Annotated in this window: 17 protein-coding genes; 11 read left to right on the top strand and 6 right to left on the bottom strand. The window is 39.4% G+C overall.

The features are described from left to right. Positions 1 to 239: 239 nt before the first annotated feature. Positions 240 to 431 (top strand): cold-shock protein, encoded by a 192-nt coding sequence (locus ACYVAM_RS28090; protein WP_461073343.1) that lies wholly within the window; start codon positions 240 to 242, stop codon positions 429 to 431. 450 nt (positions 432 to 881) lie between these two features. Here the strand turns inward: ACYVAM_RS28090 and ACYVAM_RS28085 are convergent, their stop codons facing one another. Beyond that, positions 882 to 1,085 carry a hypothetical protein gene (locus tag ACYVAM_RS28085; protein ID WP_461073341.1) on the bottom strand — a complete coding sequence of 68 codons (204 nt, stop codon included), beginning with the start codon at positions 1,083 to 1,085 and terminating at the stop codon, positions 882 to 884. 1,159 nt (positions 1,086 to 2,244) lie between these two features. Between ACYVAM_RS28085 and ACYVAM_RS28080 the strand changes: the two genes are divergently transcribed. Both ACYVAM_RS28080 and ACYVAM_RS28075 read left to right on the top strand, forming a co-directional pair. Continuing rightward, positions 2,245 to 3,666: a hypothetical protein gene (locus ACYVAM_RS28080; protein WP_461073339.1), complete on the top strand. Its 1,422-nt coding sequence runs from the start codon at positions 2,245 to 2,247 to the stop codon at positions 3,664 to 3,666. 166 nt (positions 3,667 to 3,832) lie between these two features. After that, on the top strand, positions 3,833 to 4,717 hold the full coding sequence (locus ACYVAM_RS28075; protein WP_461073337.1) for an FRG domain-containing protein: 885 nt from the start codon (positions 3,833 to 3,835) through the stop codon (positions 4,715 to 4,717). A 203-nt stretch (positions 4,718 to 4,920) separates the two neighbouring features. Here the strand turns inward: ACYVAM_RS28075 and ACYVAM_RS28070 are convergent, their stop codons facing one another. Further along, positions 4,921 to 6,558, bottom strand: a complete 1,638-nt coding sequence (locus tag ACYVAM_RS28070; protein ID WP_461073335.1) for a hypothetical protein — start codon at positions 6,556 to 6,558, stop codon at positions 4,921 to 4,923. A gap of 166 nt (positions 6,559 to 6,724) precedes the next feature. Between ACYVAM_RS28070 and ACYVAM_RS28065 the strand changes: the two genes are divergently transcribed. The 7 genes from ACYVAM_RS28065 (at position 6,725) to ACYVAM_RS28035 (ending at position 13,192) form a co-directional block, all read left to right on the top strand. Beyond that, a complete protein-coding gene (locus tag ACYVAM_RS28065) occupies positions 6,725 to 7,318 on the top strand; it encodes a recombinase family protein (RefSeq protein WP_461073333.1) in 594 nt (197 codons plus the stop codon). 138 nt (positions 7,319 to 7,456) lie between these two features. Next, a complete protein-coding gene (locus tag ACYVAM_RS28060) occupies positions 7,457 to 7,870 on the top strand; it encodes a DUF6088 family protein (protein ID WP_461073331.1) in 414 nt (137 codons plus the stop codon). Next, positions 7,854 to 8,783, top strand: a complete 930-nt coding sequence (locus tag ACYVAM_RS28055; RefSeq protein ID WP_461073329.1) for a nucleotidyl transferase AbiEii/AbiGii toxin family protein — start codon at positions 7,854 to 7,856, stop codon at positions 8,781 to 8,783. The genes ACYVAM_RS28060 and ACYVAM_RS28055 overlap by 17 nt, the downstream gene beginning before the upstream one ends. An 11-nt stretch (positions 8,784 to 8,794) precedes the next feature. Beyond that, positions 8,795 to 9,304, top strand: coding sequence for a PIN domain-containing protein (locus ACYVAM_RS28050; RefSeq protein ID WP_461073327.1), 510 nt, complete (start codon positions 8,795 to 8,797; stop codon positions 9,302 to 9,304). 271 nt (positions 9,305 to 9,575) lie between these two features. After that, a complete protein-coding gene (locus tag ACYVAM_RS28045) occupies positions 9,576 to 10,355 on the top strand; it encodes a hypothetical protein (protein ID WP_461073325.1) in 780 nt (259 codons plus the stop codon). Positions 10,356 to 10,594: 239 nt separating this feature from the next. Beyond that, positions 10,595 to 11,398 (top strand): FRG domain-containing protein, encoded by an 804-nt coding sequence (locus ACYVAM_RS28040; protein ID WP_461073323.1) that lies wholly within the window; start codon positions 10,595 to 10,597, stop codon positions 11,396 to 11,398. Positions 11,399 to 11,515: 117 nt separating this feature from the next. Beyond that, the gene (locus ACYVAM_RS28035; protein WP_461073321.1) at positions 11,516 to 13,192 is read left to right on the top strand and encodes a hypothetical protein; all 1,677 of its coding nucleotides are present in this window, start codon (positions 11,516 to 11,518) and stop codon (positions 13,190 to 13,192) included. A 160-nt stretch (positions 13,193 to 13,352) separates the two neighbouring features. On the opposite strand, the gene ACYVAM_RS28030 is transcribed toward ACYVAM_RS28035, so the two are convergent. The 3 genes from ACYVAM_RS28030 to ACYVAM_RS28020 form a co-directional block, all read right to left on the bottom strand. Next, positions 13,353 to 13,634, bottom strand: coding sequence for a transposase (locus tag ACYVAM_RS28030; RefSeq protein WP_461073319.1), 282 nt, complete (start codon positions 13,632 to 13,634; stop codon positions 13,353 to 13,355). Then, positions 13,547 to 14,290, bottom strand: coding sequence for a hypothetical protein (locus tag ACYVAM_RS28025; protein ID WP_461073317.1), 744 nt, complete (start codon positions 14,288 to 14,290; stop codon positions 13,547 to 13,549). Before ACYVAM_RS28025 ends, ACYVAM_RS28030 begins: the two co-directional genes overlap by 88 nt. 204 nt (positions 14,291 to 14,494) lie before the next feature. Then, a complete protein-coding gene (locus ACYVAM_RS28020; RefSeq protein ID WP_461073315.1) occupies positions 14,495 to 19,603 on the bottom strand; it encodes an AAA family ATPase in 5,109 nt (1,702 codons plus the stop codon). 178 nt (positions 19,604 to 19,781) lie between these two features. On the opposite strand from ACYVAM_RS28020, the gene ACYVAM_RS28015 reads away from it, so the two are divergent. After that, positions 19,782 to 24,176, top strand: coding sequence for an NACHT domain-containing protein (locus ACYVAM_RS28015; RefSeq protein ID WP_461073313.1), 4,395 nt, complete (start codon positions 19,782 to 19,784; stop codon positions 24,174 to 24,176). Between the two features lie 400 nt (positions 24,177 to 24,576). Here the strand turns inward: ACYVAM_RS28015 and ACYVAM_RS28010 are convergent, their stop codons facing one another. Next, positions 24,577 to 25,389, bottom strand: a complete 813-nt coding sequence (locus tag ACYVAM_RS28010; RefSeq protein ID WP_461073311.1) for a class I SAM-dependent methyltransferase — start codon at positions 25,387 to 25,389, stop codon at positions 24,577 to 24,579. Between the last annotated feature and the right edge of the window lie 322 nt (positions 25,390 to 25,711).

Raw genomic sequence — 25,711 nt, 5'->3', positions numbered from 1 at the left:
CGGTGTGCTCGTAAAATTGTGGCTATTTCTTAGAATAGTTTCTTAACATAAGATTCCTTATGCAACTGGTATAGAAATAATGCAATTTTCCACCATTCGTGTATGTAGTACCCTATCCTCTTTTAACCTGTTTTAGGCTAACTGACCGACAAGAAAAGGCCTTGTAAATGAATTAGATACAATTTGGGCATTTACCGTCTTCTTCCGTTATTGCCCTTGAAACTAACATTTATTCAGTAATGCCAACGGGAACGGTAAAATTTTTCAATGACAGTAAGGGATTCGGCTTCATTAAACCCGATGATGGGGGCGAGGACATTTTTGTCCATGCTTCAGGCCTGATTGATCAAGTGCGGGAGAACGACAAAATCAAGTTCGATGTCGAGCGGGGCAAGAAAGGCTTAAATGCGGTCAACGTCGAACAGGCTTAGGCTCATCTGGGCTAGCGGTCAATCTATGTAAAACAGGCTGATAGTGGCCTGTTTTTTTGTTTTAGCGAAGCCACCCGTTTAGGACTTGATTCACAACTGTTTGAAGTGGTGTTGGGTTATGCCTCTTCGGTTGATCAGCCCCTATTCCCTTAGTTACCCGTTAGCTACCAAACCGTTTACGGTCTCTATATTCTTATGGCATTTTATAAACGTCCGTTGAACTAGGGCCACCTGGCCGTAAACTCAGCGAATACCCGCACATTGACAAATCCAGCAATGGCTGAGCGCTTAGCCTTAAAGCCTAAACCAGACTCACCCTGTACCTTGGTCGATACACGATAGTACGCCACGTATTTAGCCGGTCCAACGTTGGCCACTGCTCACGCGGTTCTGCTCCGGTCCGTCCTGGTTCCCAAGACAGACCGCGCGGTTGATTTCTTAGCCATTGGCTTACAGAACAACTTTGTTAATACGAAACGTAAGAAAAGGATACTTCTTTGTCAGTGACAAAAGACGCGTTTGCGCTTCCTCCAAGCTCAGTTGCTCAGCAGAATCAGTTAGAGGCAAAAGTGCTCCGGTAGAGTCATCAAACTCTTTGACTGTAATCCACTCACTTTGTACCGGTGTTAGAAACTGAACTTCTTGATAAACCATAGAGGTATTGCTTTAGCTGTTCAAAAGTACAGGTCAAACACGATTTTACAAGGCTTAAACGACCATTGCAGCTTTGTAGTCCAGTTTACAAGTAATGCTTCGTTTTCCAATAAACAATGGGGCTAACTATACTCATTATCTAGTCAAAATTTGTCTGCTGAATAGTATTTTACCGCTAAAGTATTTTTATCTCCCTCCTGCTTCCCTGTTATTGTAGTTTGTACTTTTCGTAGTGATCGATCAGAAAAAATAACCATTTCGTGAACGCTTTAAGACATTGGAACTGAACGTTATGCTACCACTATTAGTCAAGATGAGCGTTCATAGGTTCAAGGGTTTTCCTGAACGATTTTAGTAAATTACAAAAGTGATGGCAAGGTTTTGATTTTCAATTGCTTAAATGGTTCATTAAAATAAACTGAATAACCTTTTAATGGACGATTTTAGATTAACTTATTCTGGAGAGTGAGCTAGTATTGTAGAAAAGTTAGTTACGAATGGTTAGTCCCGGGTCGGCGCTTCGACTGCTGCCCCGATAACTCAAAGTCCTCCTTCGCCTCACCGGCCGGTGTGTTGATTTGATACTGCTATTGTAAGTAGTCATCGCACTTTTTGAGAGTTATGAGAGATTGTGTAACTAGCGACAACAAACATTCGTAGTGGAAACCTTGTCAGACAAGATTGTGACTAGCACAGCCGCAAGGGTCATTGCCTTCATGAATAATTGTGACCATAAACTCCAAAATGAAAATGCCTGTGCGACTGTTTTATTGGTGTTCTTCCATACAACCCGCTTCGGGGAGAATCAGGCGTAGAATAACTATAGCGAAACTGTGAAACTGCCGACTGGTATAAACAGCATTATAAAATTATGTGCTCTTCATGTTTTGCATCATATTTTGTCTTAATTACCTATACAAACAAAGCTTTTTTATAAAAATGCCAAAGGCATAAAATGATTATAGTATGAAGTTAAAAAGTCATTATAGAACTCCAAAGAAGTGACACAATTGGTCGATTATATCACTCACTTGAAGTTATAAAATGATAAATCCCCTCTAATTTCTATAATAATACACTCCCTCAGGATTAATAGCTTTATAAGAAAGCTTTGTATTTAGCAGTACGCATAATCAACGGCCTATAAAACAAAAAATGTATGACAGACATTGAAATCGTTCGAGAAGCAATAGAGTTATTTGCAGTTAATTATTTTGAGACGATAGAAATGTCAGGGACTGTAAAAGCTCAGAATAAGGATAATATTAATTATATTAGTATCGACCTAGCCAATTTGGAATGGGACAAAAACTTAAATAAACTTCACCAATCCTTAATCAAATACCTCAAGGAATGGGGTCAGAAAAATATTTCAAATTTTAATAATTATATTGATATCTCAAGGCTAACCGTTGAATATCTGTTACCTGAGAAAGACAAAACTAATCAAAATCAATCTAGACATGTAAAACTTTTTTATTTTCCCTCGTATTATTACCGAGCCGCTAAAAAAAATAATGAAAAGACTTATTCAGGAGTTTTACTCAAGTTTTTAATCTTTTGGCACAATATCCTTTTAAGAAATACGATTATTACTATTATTCCTACCATAGTATTAATTGCAATAAGTATTTGCAAAATCCATACTGATAATGATTTCCAGAAGCGACTGGAGAAATCATATGACTACATAAACGTAGCTAGTGGAATTATTGCTTCATTTGTTCTTGGTTTTTTGATAAATAAAACTATAACTATTCGCCAAGATAAGTTAAAATATACAAGAATAATAAGACTTCTCTCTAACAAGTTAACTTATTTCAGAAATATTTGCTTCAATCTTATTAGAGACCATAACTTTTGGTCAAGCGAAAAGCCATTCTACAAATCCTTTGAATATGCAAATTCAATCAAGCATGACATAACCTTTGAAGAATATTTTTATCCAAATTATGATGACGATATCAAATACTCTAAGTACAAATCTTTCTTTAAAGAAGATCTTTCTCCTGGTATTATTCTATTAGTGCTTCAACTACATATGATAGCTGATGAATCATTCTTAGATTCGGGATTGACCTACACAAAATTTCCACCTGACCACATTTATACTCACGATGAAATGAAGAATTTTATCTTATTTAATGATTCAAATAGAATATGGTATTGCTGTTCCGAAATGAATATTTTTCCAGAAAAGTTTTACAGTTCATATTATATAAAGGAAACTATTGAAGACATAAACCGAATTTATCCAAAAAATAAAATTGAAGACCTCTCAAAAGATAAGTTAGAAGAAGTAAGCTTAGATTTTCAATATCGAATTATTCCACGTCTTTATAATCTAACTAGAATGGTTGATTCACACTTACCCTTAACTGTTAGATATTTTATTATAACATCTACTCTGCTTTTAATGTTTGGATTGATAATCCCAACTCTAATTTATATCTTCATTGACAAGACATATGCTTTTTTAAGTGTATTTGTTGTAATTGGTATTATTGGACATATATTGCTAACTATAATACCAATTTTAGAAGCCGAAAACAATTTAGACAGAAAATATGACTATTTATAGAGAAACAGAAATACTTACAACCAACAGGGGCTAAAGCATAAATGCTCAAGTGTTGTTTTTCAATTTGTCTTTAGTACGAGGTTGAGCTTATGTCTCCTTATTTTCAAAGCACCGTCAATCCCTAATCCTTTAGCTGTCCTCACAAATAACCAAGTTCTGAATTAAAATGATTGAAGAAAAGCATCTGTTCATTGAAACAGAACTTACTGAATGGAAGGATATTTTCAGCATCAACGACAATTTAATAAGTCAGCTAATATTTAGAGGGCAAGCAGATAGTAGTTGGACAGTAAGTTCTACTATGGAGCGATTAATGAATCGTTTGCACCCCAATCACATAGATAAATTTATACTCCCTGCTCAAGAAGGACAAATGTTAAAAGAATTTCAATGGAAATATCCAATTTTCCGAGTAAAAAACATTGAAGATAAGAATTTTGTAGAGTGGCTTTCAATAATGCAACACTATGGTGCAGCGACAAGACTCGTAGACTTTACCGATTCCCTTTTTATTGCAACATTTATGGCAATTTACGAAGCCCAAACTGATTCTTCGGTTTGGGCGATAAACAAGCATGTCATTTCTTCAAGCACATACAATCTTTACATATCAAGATTTAATACCAACAATGTTTCAGCTCAAGACTTAGACGAGTTTTCGCTTGTGTTAGCAAACGATTCAATTGGAAATGCCTTTACCGCTAAGGAGAAAAAACTTTTAATAATACGTCCCCAAAACAGTAATGAAAGACTTTATAGGCAACAAGGCCTTTTTGTCATGCCAAATAATATACAGATATCTTTTATGGATCAGTTAGAGCCATTATTGAGCTGTGATAAACCACTTTTTATCGACTTTAAGCATTTGATAAATATCTCAAAATCAAACAAACAGGATCATTTTACAATTATTAAAATAAACATCCCTCAGCGCCTTCACTTGCAAATACTTAAAAATCTAAGAGAAATGAATATCAATTCTGAAATTCTCTTTCCCGGCATCGAAGGTTTAGCAAAATCCCTTAACTACAGTAAATTCAAAATCAATTAGATGCGCCTAATATCGTTTTCTAAAATGCGGGTTGCTAATGGACAAAATACCAGCTGAAGTTAAAGCTATCCGAAATAAAGGGGCTCATTATTAAAGCCAGCATTTAGAGAGATATTCGTGTTGGCATAAAACATAATTTTTTCAGAATATCAGAATTATTTTATAAAATAATTAGAATTTAATATGGCTATGTATCTGCACTCTCAATTTCCATCAGTGCTAGTATCAGCTTGAGTTTCAACGTTAAGAAGTCTATTCTCTAAAGTATTCATGGTAAGAATTGAACTAACGAAAATATCTTCAGCAACTTGCATATAATTATCATCGTTCAAGTTGAAATATTTCATTGTCTTCTTTACGGAATCATTTGATTCGCTAAATCGATGAGCAACTAAACCAGAACGCAAATTTTGCAAATTCCGTAAAAACTCAATCATAGGGGGAATATCCACTCCCTTGGATTTAAGAAACCTATCAAGTTTATTGATACTACCGCTTATCTTTTCTTCTGTTTCAAAACCTTTTGAAATCTCTTTTTCATTTAAGCTATCTATGGTAATTATAACCAGAGACAATATTTGTTCACAGAAAGCCTTTACATTATTTGTTGTTGGTACGTGTAAAGATTTAAAGTTATGTTCATTCTTTTCTGAAAGAGTCTTGTATAATTCCCAACCAAATTTCTTTTGCCATTTCTTATTGAAATCATTGTATCTATCTTTAAAAAATAGATCAGCAGTTTCAGAATGCTCAGCCCAATTACCTTCTATCATGGTTCTATAATAAGTATGGCTCATACCTTTTTGAGGTGTAATGTTATAATGCTTCCAATGTAACTGCTCTTTATATGGCAGTGAGCTTAGGTCAACTAAGAATACGGCAACATATTCACCAATATTATTATCTATTTTTAGGGAGAAAAAATTAGAACTGACACTAAAACCATCTACGGTGTATTTACCTGGGTCATAATAGTACTTATTTAATACTTCTTTCTTGAAATATGTGAGTTTAAAGTATTTTTCATCTGACTTCTTACAGCTTTCAAGTAGTTCATTTCCATCATCATCATATCCTGTTATAAAATCAGCATATTGATAATTTTCTGAATCAAAATGGTGTGATTCTGTTTTAGACTTATCGTAATCAATTATGATCTTACCGCGAATCCACCCTTGAAGCATAGAAATATCGGAAGGAGATGGCCTTATATAATGGTTATAAATATAATTAGCCTCTTTAAAATCTTCATCCAAAGGTTTAATATCACTATCAATTATTTTAATGTCTATATAGCGCACAAAATCAAAGCATATTGAAAAGTAGATCTGCCTTACTGCTAAATACTCCTTCAAATATTTAAGCTTAATTTTAACTTTTTCAGGCTCTATAATTATAGCTTCGTCAAGATCTCCAGCATCATCTATAAAGTAATATTTTCTATTCTGTTTATCCGTACCTTTTTCATACAGTCGAAAATATAGAACAAATTCTTCGCCAATATCTATATATGATTCATGCTTATTATCAAACCTGAAGCTTTTACTAAAAAGAAAAGGCTCAAGGCTATCTTCATCATATGTATAGTATCGTGATGCCCATTTACCATCAACCATAGATGATATTATAGATGGTTTTCCCTCGCTTCCTGGCCTGACTTTCCATTCTTTGTCTTCCCGATATTCATCAATTTGGCTTGAGCTAACTATTCCACAACAAATTAGGATCTCATCTTCATAGCGTTCATTGATGCTTTCATAAACAGTAACCCATCCGTCTCTAATAAAGGATGATTTAATTTGTTTGATTCTGTCAGTGAATAGAAATGAGTCTTTATTCATTTGAGGTAAGGCTACTATGTTGATTGTAAATATAACTTATTACAGAAACTGCTACATTACAATCTTATGGCATTTTACGAACGGACGTTTGTAAAAGGCCATAGAACACTATACTTGATCTAATAGGCCGTGGAACACCCACTTACTACGTGATAAGGGTTATGATATGAATTACATCTGTTACTACCGGGTATCAACTAAAGCACAAGGCCGATCCGGTCTTGGCCTGGGGGATCAGCGGTCTATAGTGAATCGGTATCTTCGGGATGATGATAAACTCCTTCAGGAATTTACGGAAGTCGAGTCCGGCAAAAAAGGAGATCGGCCAAAACTTCAGGAAGCTATTCGAGCTTGTCAACAATCAGGGGCAAAGTTACTGATTGCAAAGCTCGATCGGCTAAGCAGGAACGTAGCCTTTGTGATGACCCTGCGCGATTCCGGCGTTGATTTCGTAGCTTGTAATCTGCCGGATGCCAATACGCTTACCATGGGCATGATGGTAACGTTTGCTCAGTATGAAGCGGAACGCACTTCTGAGCTCACCCGCGCAGTCTTGGCCCAAAAGAAGGCACAAGGCTTTAAGCTGGGTAAACCTGAAAACCTAACATTACAGGCTATTCAGAAGGGTGAAGCTATTCGGGTCGATAACGCGGCCACTCATAAGGCGAATGTCCAAGCTACAGAGCTAGCCATACTTTACCGTAATAAAGGTATGACCTACGCTGAGATTGCGGAAAAGCTCAATCAGACTCACTATTAAACCAGGCGGAATAAATAATTTGATGGAAAAGCCGTGTTCCGGCTGCTTCAAAGAATAAGTTTGAAAACGATTTGAAACTGTCGTATGTTTGCAGTATGGAAGTGTCGTATTTTTGTTAATATAATTCTCTGATTACTAGTGAAAAGAAATAGAACATTGGAAAGTAAGATCCTTGCGCGAATCATCCGCAAGAAGTCTTCCGTTCTGCTGCGGGAAGATTTCTTGGATCTAGGCGGCTATGACCAGGTAGGAAGATCATTAAAGCACCTGGCAGACAAGGGTAAACTAATCAGAATTGGCTATGGTCTTTACTCTAAAGCTAAGGTGTCATCATTAACCGGCGAAACAATACCGGTGGCTCCGCTGCCTTCCCTGGCTAAGGAAGCATTAAGCCGTCTAGGTGTGAAAACTGCGCCTTCTAAAGCTGAAATAGACTATAATGAAGGTCGTTCAACCCAAATACCAACCGGTCGCTTAATCGGTGTCAAAGACCGTATTAGCCGCAAGATTGGCTTTAAGGGGGCATCTATTAATTATGAACACGTCGCCTAGCAGAGCAATCATTGAGGAAGTAGCCCAGATCAAAGGAATCAGTGAAGCTTTCGTTGAAAAGGATTGGTACGTTACTCAAGTAATTAGATTAATTAGCAGCATCAGTTTTCAGGATTTCGCCCTTGTCTTTACTGGCGGAACTGCTTTGTCTAAAGCTCATGGGATTATTCAGCGTTTCTCTGAAGATATTGATTTCAGGGTTATAGTACCAACTTTAGCAGAGCAGAGTAAGAGTCAACAAAGCAAAACGCTATCAGCTTTTAAGAAAGCTGTAGTCGATATTCTGCGAGTTGATTTCAACGTAGATGAGAACCAGATCACAGCTAGAAACGGAAACCGCTTCATAGCCATTGAACTGAACTATCCTACTTTGTTCGGCAGAGCTGATGCATTAAGACCGCACATTTTGCTTGAACTGACAGCATCAGACCTTTCTTTACCAGCGGTGAATCTGCCTGTTTCCTCATTCATAAACGAGGTAGCCAAAAGATTACCAGAAGTGAAAGGCATTGATTGCATTGATCCGGTTGAGAATGCAGCGGACAAGCTCAGTGCTATTACATGGCGAATCCCTGACCGCAAACGAGGTACAATAAACGATGATCCAGATATAGTAAGACATATTCACGACCTGGCCATTCTAAGCAATAAGGTCATGAATCATCCTGAATTTACGACAATGGTAAAATCTGCTATTGATCGGGATGATAAGCGATCTGAAACGATAACTGGGCTTACCTTGGCTCAGAAGCTTACAAAAATGCTTGGCATACTCGGCTCAGACTCTGAGTATTCAACTGAATATGAACGCTTTGTTAACGGTATGTCATATGCTCCAAGTAGCTCAATACCATCTTTTCAAAAAGCAGTCGAAAAGGTAAGCCAATTGATACATCAAATTAATAAACCCTAGCGGCCATCCCTATGCATAAACTTCTAGTTGATACGTGCGTTTGGCTAGATCTAGCGAAAGATCCTGAGTATGAAAAAACTTTAGATATAGTCGAAGAATTAATTACCATAAATGAACTATCATTAATTGTTCCTCAAATAGTAATTGATGAATTTTCTCGTAATAAAGAGCGGAGTATTAAAGAAAGCGGCAAGAGTCTTTCTGGCGTAATAAAGCGAGTAAAAGATGCAGTAAATAAGTTTGGGGATCGTGAAACTAAGCAAGCCGTTTTAGAGCAATTAAACAATATAGATTACAAAATACCTGGTCTTGGTGAATCAGCCGCTCATGCTGTTACGCGAATAGAAAAAATACTTAACAGCAGTGATATTATTGAGGCAAATGAAGGGGTGACAGCAGATCAGTTATATGTAAGGATCAAAGCTTATATTTTTAGGGCTTTTAAAAATGCCAGCACAGTTCTACAGGTGGACAACAAATCAGGGGGACTGTTCGGTGCAAAAGGAATCATAGAAGTGTGACGAACCCACCGTAGTTTTGCTCGGTGTTCATTTAATTTAATTGATTAAAGTGTTTTACTTGCCCCATTACTGAGTCCGCGAAGATTACAGCGCGGAGTTTTCCTTTGTTTATCAACGCGTTAGATTCTATCCATCGGGCAATCAACTTGGTGATATTTTAATCGAATGCTCCCAATATGATAGCAATTGTCCCGAATTAGAAATAATTATTAAAAAAAACCTACTTTGTTTGCTAAGCTTTAACAGGCTAATCTATTAAACCAATTTTTATATGGAGAAAGAAGATTTAATAAAATTTATCTCCACTGGTGGAGACATTGCCGGTGCAGCCACTGGAGGGGCAATTGGCTTATTAGGTGGTCCATTTAGCGCAATTGGTGGGAGTATACTAGGAGTTGCATTATCAAAAGGTATCGCTGAGGTTGCACAGAGGCTGTTGTCTAGTCGGGAACAAAAAAGAATTGCGGCAGCCTCAACATTCATTTTAACTGGTATAAGAGAAAAAGTTGACAATGGATTTACACCTAGAAACGACGGTTTTTTTACGCAGGAAGAATTTGATAGAAGCAAAGCAAATGAGCTATTTGAAGGCGTTATGCTTAAATGCAAGGATGCTTACGAAGAGAAAAAAATAAAATACTTATCCAAAATTTTTGAAAGTGTATCTTTTGATAGCAGCATTAGTTCTGAAACAGCCAATCAAATACTAAGTACCGCACAAAATTTAACTTTTCGCAAACTCTGTCTTATCAGTTTAGCTTACAAAAATCAGCATAGTTTGCTTGGTACTATACAACTTGATGATGATGATTACATGACCAGTACTAACGGAACATTGAATACAGATACATATCTGATATTTCAGGACATTTTTGAGCTATCTAGCAATGGTTTAGTTCAAAAAAGTAACAATTCTGCTATGCTGGATGCTGGCTATGTTGTTCCATCCTTTATCCACACAACCCAACTTGGTGAACTGTACACTCAGGTTATGGGACTTAATGATATTGATTTACAAGAAATGGAGTTTTTGTCTACTTTAACAAAGTAACTTATGCTCGGTGTTCATTTAATTTAATCGGTTAGGTGATTCACTTGCCTCTTTGCTATCGCCCTGAGAAAGTGTAGCATTGGGGTTTTTATATCTTGTCAACTCGGTTCATACGGTTCAGCAGGCAACCTCCTCGGTACTTGATAGCGCATCAGGATATCCTGATAAATGTCGGTTGCTCAAGTTAAAAACTGGATACGCTAAGATCATGGACCAACGGACTGTGCCTGCCTACATTTTTGAATATTTCTGTTAATGTAGTTGTATTTACTCCAACAATAGAACGAAATTTAAATATTTTAAACTCATTTTCAATGCCTACTAATTCCAAAAGACAAGTAACTGTTATTGATTCTTTTGCTCAATATATTGATGAGATTGGTGCATTAACATTAAGTAGCCACAATTTCGTTTTATACAGAGGTCAAATTAAAGACGATCCTTTACTGCCTTCAGTTGCAAGAAAAGATAAAACAGTTGATACTACTATTATCGAAATTGACATGTTAGAAGATTTTAAAAGAAGGTCAATGCTACTAGTAAGTAAAGGCGAAATTGATAATGAATGGGACCAACTGGTCTACGCTCAACACTTTGGGCTAAAAACAAGGTTACTAGATTGGACAAGCAATCCACTGGTAGCATTATGGTTTGCAATACAAAGAGAAACCGCTAAACCTGAAGACGAAAAAGATGCTTGGGTCTACATTATTTATGGTGACAAGAGCCTCGTGATTGATCCGTTCAATGAACAATCGCCCTTCGACCTTAAGCATACAAGGGTTTTAAGGCCAACATTAAACAATCCAAGAATTGTAGCTCAATCAGGTTGGTTCACAATTCACAGATATTCAACTCCATCGCATATGTTTGTTCCCTTAGAAACGAATCGTGATTTCAAAGGTGGCGTCAAGGTCCTTCGTATTCCAAAAGAGAAAAAGAAGAATTATTTAAAACAGGTAAGCGTTCTTGGCGTAAATGCACGATTTGTTTATCCAGATGTCAATGGTCTGTGCCAACATCTCAACTGGAAATATCTATAAATAGAATCAAGTATGTAGCATACTAAATTATTACCTCTGTATTTAACCATATTTATTATTAGGGTTGGATCTGATATTAGGTAATATTTTGATGACTAATTCATTTACTATTCACACATGAATCCTAACAACTACTTTGATAAGACCGCTGATGAATTTATCGCAATACTTGAGGGGAGAGATTCAGGTTTTAATCAACCACAAAGAGCCAATCCGAAGTACAGCCAGCAGATATATAATCAGGCATTAGTTGCTTCAGGGTTAGACCCTGACTGCACTATATATGTACCCCAAAGCGATTTTCGACAAGAAGGCTGGCGAAATTACGACTCTTTTAATGGCTCGGATAAAAGCAAATGGCGTAATCCAAAACAGCCCTTTATTTATAGAATTAAAAGTCATACTTACTGGAATAGAGGAGCAAATTTTTCGACAGGTGAGGGGGTTAAGCCCGAATTAAGTTGTGGTATCAACCTATTAGGTTGCGAGTTTCTTAGTGGATTTACAATTGCAAACATCAAGGCTAGATCAAACTTTGTCTTAAATAATTGCACCTTTTTGTCATTTGATGAAAATGTGCAATCAGGAGACTTAAACGTTTTCAATACTCAACTGCAAGAACTGCATATAGGAAATGCTGGATTTATTGCTGAAAATGAACAATTACCACAGTCACCCATCAATAAAATTGAGATAGTTGATTTAATAGCAGGAAAGCTTGTCTTGAGTGGCCTTCGCCTTAACGAGCTAATTATACGAGGCGAAAAAGGTTCAATTAAAGAACTTCAGATTCTTAGTTGTGAAATTGGGTGTATTAGTATTAGCGAAACTTTATTTAAAAAAGTCTTTATTTCTTCCACCACGGCAACTGATTGCTTTTCATTCGGTAGCGCTGCTGATAAGTTTTCATTGATAGGTAGACAAAACAATGAAGATCACACTATTAACAGTTTATCAATAAATTTAACAGAGCAGGCTACCAGGGGTGAGTATTATCTATGGCGAGCTGAGATTAAGAAGCTTGAAATAAAAGGACGTAATAATAGTAATATTCATATTAACGAGTGTGAAATAGACACATTAGAGTTTAAATATCTGACTAATACAGGAGAATTAAGCCTACATAATATTGACAAGGTCAGTAGACTATTATTAGAGCATTCAATAATGGGTAAGGCTATCTTTTCAAATTTGGAATGGACGAAGCGCGCCCATGTGCAAGTTGTTGGAAGTCTATTAATCGACATGGTTTTAATGAATACAATCTTTCCAATGGACTTGCGAGGGAGAACTGATGATGACTGGAGAGAGATTCACAGCACCCTTCTGCAACTGAAATATCTCTCCAGTCAAACAGGCAATAGGATCCAAGAGCTAGCCTATGAAGCTCGAGAAATGTTTGCTTATCAAAAAGATAAGCAAACCCCTAAAAGCTGGGGAGATAGAATTGTTTTATGGGCAAATTGGATAACGAATAATCACGGACAAAGTTGGCTACAACCTTTAGTATTACTAATATTATTTACTGCATTTACTTTTTTTGAAATAAAAATCAATTTGGGTTATACAATTGTGTGGGGAACGTATAATAGTAATGACCTTAGCGATTATTTGGAGTTTGCTATCAATCCCTTGCATGAATTTGATAAAGTATTCGAGTATGCTAAAACAATACCGAAACAGCAAATTGGCAATGCAAAAATCTGGGATTTCATTAGTAAGCTGTTTGGCGGTATTATCCTTTTCCAATTAATTAGAGCCTTCAGGAAATACGCTAGAAGCGATGCAGGTTAATTGTTTAAAATTACCCCTTCTGGCCAAGTTGGTGCTTATTTTCTGGATTCTAACAGAATAACATATATACGCAAAAAATAATCGAATATATAGTCTAGACTTTGCGATAACTGCCTACATATTTTCTTCTTTGAGTATTTCGGAGTAAACTGGTTCAGCGTCACTTTGGGGGACCAGTCCTATTTCGAGCCAGCACCCGGATATGTAGCAGATCAAAACTGGCTTTGCCATACATCTGCCTTTTTAACGTTTTCAGCCGGTTTACTTGCCCCTCCGTCTGGCCATTACTCCAGATAGAACCAATCGCTTGCTGAACCGCTGCATAATCTTGACGAAGACCCTTCTCAAAGTTACTCAACCCCGCTGAGGTACTTGCGTCCTGACACCACTGAGCCAACTCATCGAGCTTTTGTCGGTCATCATCCCCTTGAAACGCAGACATAAGTCGCGAACTTGACGAATAGCTTCGTTTTGGCCTACCAGTTGTCCCCAAAAGGCCCACTCCCTCTCCGGCCAATCGCATTCGGGCTGACCCAGCAACCGACTAACTTGGCGGCCTGAGTAACGAACCCCTTTCTGAGCAGGTAGTAGAGCGGGTTCTTGAACTAAGCGCGGATAATCCGTCAAGAAGGTGGTCAAGATGGTGTATTCTCCATTGTAGCCTTGGGCTTTAATCTCCTCCAGGACTACCTTGACATTGGTTTCGCCCTCTACCCAACGCTTCCGCAGATAAGTTTCATAGTTCAGCAGATTCGAACGTTTTGGCTTGGGGCGGGGCACGAACTGGTCTTGTCGAAAATACTGCTTAAGGGTATTACGGGCCGCCCCCAAATGGCGAGCGACGGCCCGAATACCATGCCCCTCACGCTGCAATTCTTTCGTCCGTTGGTAAACGGCATACCGCTTTTCGGTAGGCATTGGCCTGTCTTGGGTCTGTAAAAGGACTGGTTGCTCAGTAGTAGATTGGGGTAAATCCGTTTCTATTAAGGTTGCGGCAGCAGCCACCGATTGCCCTTCATCGAGCATGCGTAGTGCCTCCGCTTTGAAAGCTTTATCGAACTTGCGATGGGGAGTGGTTGGTTTGTTGGGACTTGCCATGATGAGGGAAGTTACGCAAGAACACTGTCCGATTCAGCACGACCATACCAGCCTGTGCCGTCAGTTTAGTAAACTGTTTGGCCACGTCCTTGTTGCTTGGTCGCTACAAAGGTGACACGACTACCACCCTTTTTCAATTCCCCAACACATTCTTAGGTTGCTCGAAGAGAAACAAGAGGCTTATAATTACTAAAAATAAATCCATTAACGTACTTTATATGTAATTAAGTTCTCACGAGTGATATAGGCCTGAGATGAACCTAAATCAATCATCTTGTCAAGTAACCAGATAAAATCATTTAACAAAGAGGGGTTCGTTTTTATAAACGTTATATGCCGCTGGTAGAGCCGATTGATAAGTGCTTCAGCTTCATCTTGAGCTAAGGCGTCCAAGTTTTCAGGATGATTTTTGATTATGTCAACTACCCAATGTAGACCTTCTGGTAATAAACTTTGATCACCAACAGTTGACAGAAGTTTGACCAATGGGCGTATATTGTATTGACCGAACATGTCAGTAACCCGTTTAATAAAATACTTTTTACCTTCCAGCGGTTTCCAATGTGTTGCCTCCTTTTTCCAGTCAATCTCCAAGAATAGTAAATTAGAAAATATGCGATAACCAGACTGTGTAAGTACTTGATAGAACCGTCCCCAAACTCTCCAGTAATTTGTTATTACCCGATTTCCAATACTATCGGATTGATTGGAAACAATTTGATCCAACTCCCAAATTACCCTTCGCAACGTCCATTTTATAAAATCAAATCCACCATCTCGATGAGGGGAAGTTGAACTTAAAATTTGGGATGCACGATGAAGCAGTAGTTCGGCGATGTCTGCTGCGTTTTCGTTATCACAGTAGAGAAAAAAATCCTGTAGGTGCTCTTGCAAGCTAGTTCGGTCATCGTCGTAGATAAGCGGTCGACGATCTATTCTCTCCTCTCGCTCAAAATCTTTGTCTAAACCCTTAAGAAAAAGGGGAATAAAAAATTTTCTATAATTTATATGATCCTCTTGCTCCGTATTGAATGGTAGCATTATCAGCGCCCGTGTAAGCAGGTGGCTGTGCCAATTCACCAATCTAATCGCCTGAAAGTCAATAGCCTCATTCTCTTTACCTGTCACAACGTTACGAATAAATTCGCTTTCAGTCTTTTCAATCTGTTTTTGTAATTCCTCATTCTGATAAGCTCGCCATTGATCTTTTTCCTGGGCTTTTCTAAGTTGAGCGAATCGAATTAAACCCTGCCAAACTCGGTTGGCTACAGTGGCATCTGCTTCCCATAATTGTTCACGTAACGAAGCCAATAAAGGATCCATTTCGATTCTATGGAAATATGATGTCAATGCCTGAAGAAGTAGCTTAATAATCCGCTTACGTTTTTTTAGGTCGTTGGTTGTTTTGAGCAACAGAGGTAGGGCTGTTAATGCAGCATCCCGATCAAATATTGAACTTGGAGGGCCATCTTCTAAATAAGCGTCTCGGTGCTTAGTTCTCACAATTAGCCGATTAATAGCTCCTGTAATTGTTTCAAAACACCATGTATGCTGTTCTATGTTTAGTTCTTGATTCAGTTCACGAAAACCAATGACAGCTAAAGAAACTGGTCGGTCGTGAATAAAATTAAAGCTTTCATTAACCTTGTATTTTTCAAATATCTTATTCCACAGGGCATAATCTGCTATTGCCCCATCTTTTCGATCATATACTTTTCCAATCCAGATGGCTGCTGTAGCAGCTTGTTCATGAGATTCACGTTCAGGCAGAAAGTCATCAACGAGTTCTTGTACGCTGGGTTCATAGGCAGGTTCAATTATAAATCCCCCCTGTTCTGACTTAAACTCAGTTACCTGCCATTTGCGAGCGTCAATTTCGTGAAGGGTTTTCCGCCAATATAAGTTATGCTCATCTGCCTGTTCCCAAAGGTGATCTAGCACACTGAACAGGGCTTCGTTAAACAGTTTCAAGTTTAATTGTAAATCTAAAACGAATCCTTTCAAGCCATAGCCATATTTCTTTCTATGTGGCAGTTCATTTAATTCATGCCGTTTTTTCTGGGCAAATGAAATCTCATTATCCCAAGGGGCCAACGTGTTGGTTTGGTCATCTAATGCACGATGAACATCCCATTCGTAAAATTCACGGATTCCAAGTAAGGGTAACATTGTATCGCCAATCTCATGTGGGTAAGCAATGGCTACGCTTACTAATACGCTACTGATAGCAACCGAATTTGAATTACGAAGCAGATAATTAAAAAGGAATTTAACGTTGTGTCGGCTAACCTCGGTTTTTTTCTCGGCTATCTCTAACAGATACGCTTCTAAGCTCATTAATAAAGATTCCAGCAAATATGACGAAACGACGGTACCACGATAAGCTTGCCAAAGCACATGACTTCCCGACTGCGTTATTAACTGCCCGTTCGAAAGTTTAAGTTGGACTTCGATAATTTCGTCTCCTCGTGCCTCCCGCGATTTGACATAATGATTGGTGCAGTGGTTGACCATTTCCAGCAGAAAATCAATTCCCCATTCCCAGCTATTCCATAATAAGTTATAAGCTGGGGTTTTGTAAATTCCTGATGGGGAGTCATTTATATGATTTTCGAGCCCAAACTGTCTATTCTTATCAAAGGAGTAAAGGTCATCTTCTGTTTGTTGTTCAAAAATTTTTAAAAATGGGTCTAGGCTTTCTGATGATTCTATCCTCTTTGGGCGAGGTTTAATTATCCAAGTGGCTTTTGCTATAGCAATGACTTGCTCCGGCAAAAATTTGGTCAACGAACGGCCGTAAAGCCCAGATAAAGTCATTTTGCGGATGCGCCCATAAAATGATTTATCGTGGTATTCGTATCGTTCGGTTGGCTTAGGTATTGCTCTTTCGAGAAGGGCTTTAACTTCATTTTTTGCAAAGTCAGCTAGTTCAAAGGTAACGTCAAGTAAGCCTTTGATTCTGTTTTTAAGTGGATCCTTATGCCAAGCGTTCTCTTGCTTACTTTCGATCTCCTCAATATAAGTAAACAAGATGTCTTTAACTGCCTTGACCTCCGTCGGCAATAAATGTTTACGGTCTTTATAGAATATATAGCTCCAATCGATTAGCAAACCAGTAATCAGGATACGTAAGTTACTCAATTGAGCTAGATGAAGCTGGATAAACGACAGGGTCGCACTCCAGCCTGAACCCACTGGATACAACAATTTATGGGTACTGGTCATGTGATGTTCCTTACAAGCCGTGCGAAGAAGATGAACAGTACGTTGTAGGAACTGTGCCTGATCCTTCAATAACTCGGTTTCAAACTCTTCGAAAAAAATAAAACTTTCACCTGATCGTAAAATGGCTACTATGACTTCGTCCGACCAGTATGGTTCGATATTAGCTTGCTGTCGTGTTTCCCGTATCAATTCAAAAACGGTGGCTGCTCGATTACGAAGTGAATCTTCAACCCATAATCGAAACGCCCGACGTAAAGCTGGTTTATTGCCAATATGCTGGTAGAAGGTTTCGGGTTCATGGTGTGTTTCCCGTAACCGGCGAATATGTTTTACCAATGCCCAGTCTTCAAGAATATCATGCGATGGTGCATATTTAAGCTCATTCGATTGCTTTGTTAGAATGTTGTCGTTTACTAATTCATCAATAGCCGCAGCGTCTGCTAGTTCCGGTTCGGCATAAAGGGTCATGCGCTGTGCTCGCAGCAAGGCAACTTCTATAAAAGCCTTGTTGCGTTTAGTGGGCATTCCGTCTCGAACCACAGAATCATTTTCAACAATGTGTTGCCAAAGTCGATTTTTAAATTCCGTTAAGGTTAGTTCACTGAGATTATCTGATGAGGTGTTCACCCATCGTACTGCAAAATCTAAATATTTAGGACTTCGTAGAACTTGGCGTATTTGTGAGTTAGATGCCAGTGGTCGTAGCTTTGGGAATGCGTTTAAAACCTGCTCAAATTCGCCTTCTTCATCCTCTGACAGTAAGGGTACTTCGAGTACAGAAACATTAGAAAGCACGTATTTTTGACTAAGTAATTCAACTGCATACGTCCTTGATGATGCGACGAGGCAAACACCTTCCACCCCATTTAAGAAGTGCATAAGTTGACGAAAGGCATTATCAGCATCTCCTTCCAGTAATTTTTCTAGACTGTCAATGAATATTACTTTTTGAGGTATCGCAGCTAGGCAGGCCGAAAAGTGACTTAAGCTATTGGATACTCCCAACCCAGCAAAAACTTGACCTAACTGCGACTGATTAAACTGATCCGCCTTGAATGTAAATACCGTTGTATTAGGCGTTAATTCCGAAACAACCTCTTTGATGATTGCCGACTTCCCAGCTCCAGGCTCACCAGTTACAATAGTTAATGTGTGACTGCTTAGTAGTGCAGAAAGACGGTTACGTAACTCAGGCCGAGGTAGATGCAGGCCAGCAATCGTATTAGTGAGCGGACCAAGTATAGTTTGGCTATCATCTTGTAATTTTTTAATAGCAGTATAGCTGTCGTGTAAACGGGCTAGTTCAAAATAGGCACTAAATGATTGATCCTGAAGACTTTCAAGAGTCACACTACCACCGTTTTTATTAAGTTCGGCAACGTAGGCGAATACGCTATCCCATATTTCACTTACGGATATCGATACTGTTCTATTCTTACTTAGTTCAAGCAGATTAAGGTAATTTGTTTTACTCTGACTACTTTCTTGGCTAAAATCATAGTCAAGCACCATTAAGCAGCGAAGGAACCGCCAAAGCCGTTCGTCATCTACAGTAACTCCATCGTTAACTTTTTGCAATACATCAGAGAAAATCGCCAACGTCTTTTTTTTGCTGTCAATCCGATTTACTTCCAGATAGAAATCAGTCGCTGAAGTCTTCGATTTAGCCCAATTGAGTAGTGTGAGGGTATCCTGCCGATCAGCTTGCGTAAGAGCACTCTTTATAATGAGTAAACGGTCAAGCGAAGGGTTGAATATAGTTGGATTTGTAAAGTCCTGCCAAAAGGCAGTCATCACTTCTTCGAAGGTGGTATTTTTTGTGGTAATTGGAAGGTTATGCTTGATTTGAGCTAGTAACTTGTGTTCGCCTTGATGAGAACGTGCCCGAATGAGTAGATCGTCCGTACAAAAGCCCAATCGGGTTGTCTGGAAAGCAATTTCGTTAACCTCACCAGTTGGCAATCCAGGCACTTTGCCTTTCAAGAGCATTGTGATTACGAAAGCAGTATGAACACTTAACTCAAATACTGTACCTCCACCACCTTTGGAAAATACGCTACTATGATCGTCTGTAACAGGTTGATTCATATTTTGTAATTGACTTATCACTATAGCACTTGTCCCTTAATTTAGTGAATTTTCCAAACAAAACTAGCCCACTCACCGATATGCCCCATTATACATCTTATAAAAATATATTAAACGAAGGCGACACTATATAACCCATCTATTGACTACTTTGGGATAAAGCACCCATAAAAAAGCCTTGGAACAGTTCATAAATCTTGATCGCTTATTTAATCAATTACCGATTGAGTATACATATGCGTCAAAGAATGACGACATTGATCTAACCGAGTTTAATCGCTTTCAGAAAGGAGGTTCGCTCGGCTGGCAAGAATTATTAAAAGAGCGACGTGTCGTTATAATTGCCGAAGCAGGTGCTGGCAAAACACAAGAAATTTGCCATGCTACACAGACTCTCCGAAGAGAGAATAAATACGCTTTTTTCATGCGTTTAGAACACATAGCAGATGATTTAGAGAGCGCATTTGAAATTGGCACTTTTCAAGAGTTTCAGGACTGGTTGAATTCAAATGAAGAGGGCTGGTTACTGCTTGACTCTGTGGACGAAGCCCGGTTGAAAGATCCTAAGGATTTTGAACGGGCCGTTCGAAAACTGGCCTCCCGAGTATCAATAGCCATTCCAAGGGCACATTTTATCATTACCTCACGAATTACGGCCTGGAGACCGAAAACTGATTTAACATTCTGCAACGCTAGGTTGCCTGATTTACTCCCCGCTATAAAGGAGGATAAAAATGATACCAGTGATGACATTTTTACAAAAGAAACTTCTTCACTTCAACCGGAATATCAACCTATCTATACAAATAATCAGAAAGAAACAGGTTTTAAAGTATACACATTAACCGACCTAACAAGTGATCAAATTTCTGTTTTTGTAACAAAGAAAAGTGTAGAGAACAGCACTGAATTCTTACGAGAATTAGAACGGAGAGACGCTTGGGCCTTTACAACACGTCCCCAGGACCTAGAAGAACTATTAGAATTTTGGAGTGATACTCACCGTATAGGAACCCGTTTTGAGTTGATGGAGCACAGCGTTAAGCGAAGGCTTGAAGAACGGGATCAGGATAGAGCCGATTCTAGACCTTTCACGGTTGAAAAAGCTCAGAAGGGTGCTCGCCTGTTGGCTTCCGCTTCCGTGCTCATGCATGGGTCCGTCTTTCAAGTTCCAGATGGGATAACTAATTCAAAAGGTATCGACGTAAAGTCGATTTTAACTGATTGGGACGATGAAGAGATTCAGATCTTATTAAGTCGTCCACTATTTGATGAAGCTATTTATGGTACGGTTCGCTTTCACCACCGTTCGGTTCGGGAATATTTAGCAGCAGTGTGGTTCGCTGAAGAATTACAGAAGGCTGGGTCTCGGCAAAAGATTGAACGGTTATTTTTTCGCACTCAGTATGAGCAATTGGTCATCATACCTTCCATGAGGCCAGTTTTATCATGGCTGGTTTTATTTGACTCTGAGTTGTTGCTAAAAGTTTATTCGCTTGAACCTGAGCTAATTTTAGAAGGGGGCGATCCGAGTAGAGTGCCAATTGAGCTGAGACGGAAAATACTCACTTCGGTCTGTCAAAAACTAGATTCTACTTCTTTCTATAGGTCCTTTGAGGAGCGGGTTGCTATACAGCGCTTTGCTTCACCCGACTTAGTGAGCGACATTATAAACTTACTGGAGGCTTATAGGCACAATACAAACGTTACCACCTATTTACTTAATCTAATTTGGCAGGGACAAATGAAAGCGGCTTTGCCTACTGCTTTGAGTTTTGCCTTGGATCATACAAAAGGGGAGCATACTCGAATTGCTGCCATAAGAGTGGTTAAAGAAATAGGAACGAGGGCCGACTTGGACGCTGTATGTGTTTACTTCCTTAGCGAAGAAAGTTCAAATAAAAGGAGAATTCTGGCTGAGTTGGTTGATAGTTTAGAACCATCCCAAGAATCGATAGCTTGGCTCTTGAAAGCATTAAAGAACACACCGGATGATAATAGATACGATTCTGACCACTTGGGCTATTCCTTATTAAACTTCATAAACCGAGCTGATCTAGATGCAGTTTCCAGTTTGGTTGAAGGTATCGATCCACTTTTACATTTTCAGCCGGTTATTGAGCAGAGATACTGTGAAATATCGAATCAATATGGTTGGTTATTGAATCTTAATATAAGAGCTATTGAAAAGTTAATTATTAATAAACATCCTGCCGTCTTTGCTTCAGCCAGTCTATTTGCCCTTACTCAGATACCCACATTTTACCAGTTTGGAGATCATCTGAGCTGGTCCCCCGACCATAAACTTCCAATCCTGATCGCTGAATGGCCAAATTTGAATCATGCTCTGTTTTGGAAACATGTTGAAGAGACCCGAAACCATTATGAAAAGCATGAAAAAGAGCCTCTCACTTCCTTTTGGCAAGTCTCTGTGTTTGAAGGATACTGGAAGTTTTCAGCTAATGATTTTCAGTCCATAGTAACTGATGTTTCCCGCCGTTCGCGTTTAGATGATCGATTGATTGCCTTATCACAAGCCTTCCATCTGTATAAAGAAAATGGTAGTCCGTCGCATTGGTTAGACGCGCTTGAAAAGGCGGTAGTCAATGAAGTCGACTTAGTGAGACAATTGGACGGATTCCTGAATCCGCCCCCTCCATCTAAAGAACTAAAAGAATTTTGGGATAAAGGAGAACAACGGAGGCAAAAAAGAGAAGAACACGAAAAAAAGCGTCAGCAGGATCATGCTGACTACATAAAATGGCTGAATGATAATGTTGAAATATTGCGTTCCAACGGTTTAGAAAAGGGTAATATTTCTCAGGACCAATACGCGTTGTATCAGCGTATGGTAAGGATTGGCAGAACCAACAAAGTTGAGGAGACCGGCAGAAATTGGCAAGGTTTAATCGAAGAGTTTGGCATTGAGGTAGCGACCGCTTTACGAGACGCTTTGTTGAATTTTTGGCGAACCTATACGCCTATAATTAGATCTGAAGACAACACAGACACTGTTTCGAAAAAAGTTGAATTTGGGCTGTCCGGCCTTGAAATTGAGTCGTCGGAAATGATAGACTGGCCAAAAAACCTTAGTGAAGAAGAAGCCGAGATAGCCTGCCGTTATGCTTTCCGCGAATGGGGTAATTTTCCAAACTGGTTTCCAAAACTCCATAAACAGTATCCTCATCTGATTAGGCAGTTAGTTGTTCATGAAATTGGTTGGGAGCTGGCAGTAGAAAATCCTCAAGAAGCGAAGCATTATATTCTAAGTAAAGTTAGTTGGAGTTGTGAATGGTTATGGGATAGTATAGCTGAAACAATTTTAGAAATTTTAGAAAAAGAGCCGGCCAATGTTGAGAACCTGAAGTACTTGTTGCGGATAATTCAGGGTAGCGCAATCGTTTCAAGTACTGATCTCGCTCAACTGGCTGAGAGAAAATGTAACACACTTACGTCTAGCCAAACTATTTCCTATTGGTATGCCACCTGGTTAAGCACGGAGCCAGAAAGGGCCATTAGGTCTTTCTCCGATTGTCTGGCGGCTCTTTATATAAAAGATCAGCAGGAGGCAATAAATATGGCTATGCAGACAATTGTTGCTCTTTTGGGCGGGAGACGTTCTGGATCAGGCGTCAGAGAAACTTTTAAATCGCCAATGTCCCTAATGAAGCTGTACCATCTAATGCATCAATATATTCGGGTCGAAGAAGATATTGAAAGAGCTAATACAGGGGTCTATTCCCCCGGATTACGCGATGAGGCCCAAGACGCCCGTAATAATTTATATTCTATGCTTAAAACGATACCGGGCAAAGAAGCTTATTTGGCCATGATAGAACTAGCCAGAATGCACCCGGCCGAAAGCTATCGTAGCTGGATGAAACAAAACGCCACAGAGCGAGCAGAGAAGGATGCCGATAGTTTGCCTTGGACAGCTAAACAATTTAATGATTTTGCCAACACGTTAGAATGTACTCCCAATAATCATCGTGAACTGTTTGAATTAGGAGTTCAACGACTAATCGATTTAAAACATAGCCTCGAGGAAAGTGATGATAGCATTGCCTCTACATTGGTAAAAGAAAATGAAGAAATTGGAATCAGAAAAGTGATAGCCAACTGGTGCCGCAGTCGTTCTACTGGGAAATACCTGATTACACAGGAGGAGGAGCTAGCAGATGCAAAAAGGCCCGACTGTCGTTTTCATAGTTCACTCTTTGATGCTCCTGTCCCAGTCGAACTCAAGTTGGCTGATAACTGGAGTGGTCCAGATCTTTTCGAAAGGTTAGAGAACCAGTTATGTGGCGACTATTTACGGGATAATCAATCTAATAGTGGCATATTCGTGCTGGTATATCGGGGGCAAAAAACAAGTTGGCAACTACTGGTGGGTAAACCCGAAGCGACATTTCCTGAGCTTATTGACTCATTACAAGACCATTGGGTGACTATATCAGCTAATTACCCCAAGATCAATCAAATTATAATTATTGGTATTGATTTAACCAAACGTATTAACCGAGTAAAATCGCTTAAGAAGAAACCTAATACTAAACAGAAAAAAACACTCTAATTAGAACAATACAGGAGCATAGAGTCTATATACCTATTAATTCTCTTTTAAAAAGTTTAGATACAAAGAAAGTGTCATAAAATTAGACTTCTCCATACCGTTCAGAAAATCCTTATTCCCATTAAACACGCTGAACTATTAGAGTGAACGGTTTTATTGAACGCGAAAAAAGCAGTTTACAGCCCCTTCCCTCCTATTCGACTACCGTTCAAATAAACGTCCCGAAAAAATCAGGACAAGACAAGTCTATCAAACCCTTATGCAGTCTGTGCTTGCGAGTTGTCGCCCGCCTTTTCGCCGAATTTCCACGGCTCATCGGCAAAGGCTCTATAGATCAGATCATACCGACCATGTTAAAAATACTCCTTGGCCCTACTATCATGTGCCTAACTCAGGCCCCTCAGACGTTTACCGTCACCAGCAGGAAAGTCGCCGGTATGGAAGTAGTCGCGGGGTCACCACTCTGGTTCTGATTGGCGAACAGCTCGTCCAGCTCAGCTTGCAGGTTGGCGGCTTTACCATTTTTTTCGGCGGCTTCAAACGCGTTCATGGTCGGACCGTAGTACGTTTTGAACTTGCTGACAAACTCCGATGGAGCAATGGCCGCTTTAAATCGGAACGTATCTTTTTCAAACGTAATCTTATCCTTCGCAATTCCAGCCGCTTCAAAGCGTTCGGTGACGTTACGTTCGACCCCCCATAGCATAGGGCTGACGAACCCCTCTGGCGGTGGCGGGGTGTAGGCGGCACTGATTTTCAGTGTCTGAGCCACTAGTGTTGGATCGCCGGGTATCCAGTTGCCCATCACGATTCGACCACCGGGCCGGGTGACGCGCACCATTTCTTTAGCCACATCAAAAGGCTTTGGAGCGAACATGGCCCCGAATATACTCACTACCAGATCGAACGAAGCATCCGGCAGTTCATGCAGATCGGTAGCGTCACCCTCCTGAAACGTGATGTTGTCAAGCCCCTCGGCTTTGGCCCGCGCATTACCCGCCTCGACCAGGTTCCGGGCGATGTCGACGCCCAACACATTGGCTCCGCGTTTCGCTTCAGGAATGGCTGTCGTGCCATCGCCGCAGCCCAGATCGAGCACATCCAGTCCGGGGGTGAGGTTCAGTTTGGCCACCAGTTCTTCACCGCTCTGGCGCATAAGTCGGGCCAGTTGGGTAAAATCGCCTTTTTCCCACAATGCTTTGTTTGGATTCACGATTGGTCGAGTTTTAATTACACAATAGGTTTTACATAGGGGTAATGAGAGCCAATAGTTCAGTACTAAACAGAGATGTAAATTTAGCCGTTGGCGTCATGTTGATGAAAGTCTATTGAGCCAACGGTAAGAAGCCCTGGAAATCGGTTTGGTTGTTTCACTGACCTAGGCATATACACTGTTCAGCGTGATTTTCGTATGACTGTATGCTACGGACTAGAGTTGACAGTAATTAAAAACAATTGATGTGACTGAATCAGTAATCCTTCCTACTTTGGTTCATCAAAACGTCTGAAAATAATCAGGACAAGATAGATGATAA

The organism is Spirosoma horti (assembly GCF_054776595.1).
The sequence above is the reverse complement of the archived record's forward strand: the minus strand, read 5'-3'. Positions and strand labels throughout refer to the sequence as shown.

Bases quoted from the DNA above. Each gene is read 5' to 3' on its own strand.
- ACYVAM_RS28090 (WP_461073343.1), top strand. From the start codon at position 240: ATGCCAACGGGAACGGTAAAATTTTTCAATGACAGTAAGGGATTCGGC.
- ACYVAM_RS28085 (WP_461073341.1), bottom strand. From the start codon at position 1,085: ATGGTTTATCAAGAAGTTCAGTTTCTAACACCGGTACAAAGTGAGTGG.
- ACYVAM_RS28080 (WP_461073339.1), top strand. From the start codon at position 2,245: ATGACAGACATTGAAATCGTTCGAGAAGCAATAGAGTTATTTGCAGTT.
- ACYVAM_RS28075 (WP_461073337.1), top strand. From the start codon at position 3,833: ATGATTGAAGAAAAGCATCTGTTCATTGAAACAGAACTTACTGAATGG.
- ACYVAM_RS28070 (WP_461073335.1), bottom strand. From the start codon at position 6,558: ATGAATAAAGACTCATTTCTATTCACTGACAGAATCAAACAAATTAAA.
- ACYVAM_RS28065 (WP_461073333.1), top strand. From the start codon at position 6,725: ATGAATTACATCTGTTACTACCGGGTATCAACTAAAGCACAAGGCCGA.
- ACYVAM_RS28055 (WP_461073329.1), top strand. From the start codon at position 7,854: ATGAACACGTCGCCTAGCAGAGCAATCATTGAGGAAGTAGCCCAGATC.
- ACYVAM_RS28050 (WP_461073327.1), top strand. From the start codon at position 8,795: ATGCATAAACTTCTAGTTGATACGTGCGTTTGGCTAGATCTAGCGAAA.
- ACYVAM_RS28045 (WP_461073325.1), top strand. From the start codon at position 9,576: ATGGAGAAAGAAGATTTAATAAAATTTATCTCCACTGGTGGAGACATT.
- ACYVAM_RS28035 (WP_461073321.1), top strand. From the start codon at position 11,516: ATGAATCCTAACAACTACTTTGATAAGACCGCTGATGAATTTATCGCA.
- ACYVAM_RS28030 (WP_461073319.1), bottom strand. From the start codon at position 13,634: ATGTCTGCGTTTCAAGGGGATGATGACCGACAAAAGCTCGATGAGTTG.
- ACYVAM_RS28025 (WP_461073317.1), bottom strand. From the start codon at position 14,290: ATGGCAAGTCCCAACAAACCAACCACTCCCCATCGCAAGTTCGATAAA.
- ACYVAM_RS28020 (WP_461073315.1), bottom strand. From the start codon at position 19,603: ATGAATCAACCTGTTACAGACGATCATAGTAGCGTATTTTCCAAAGGT.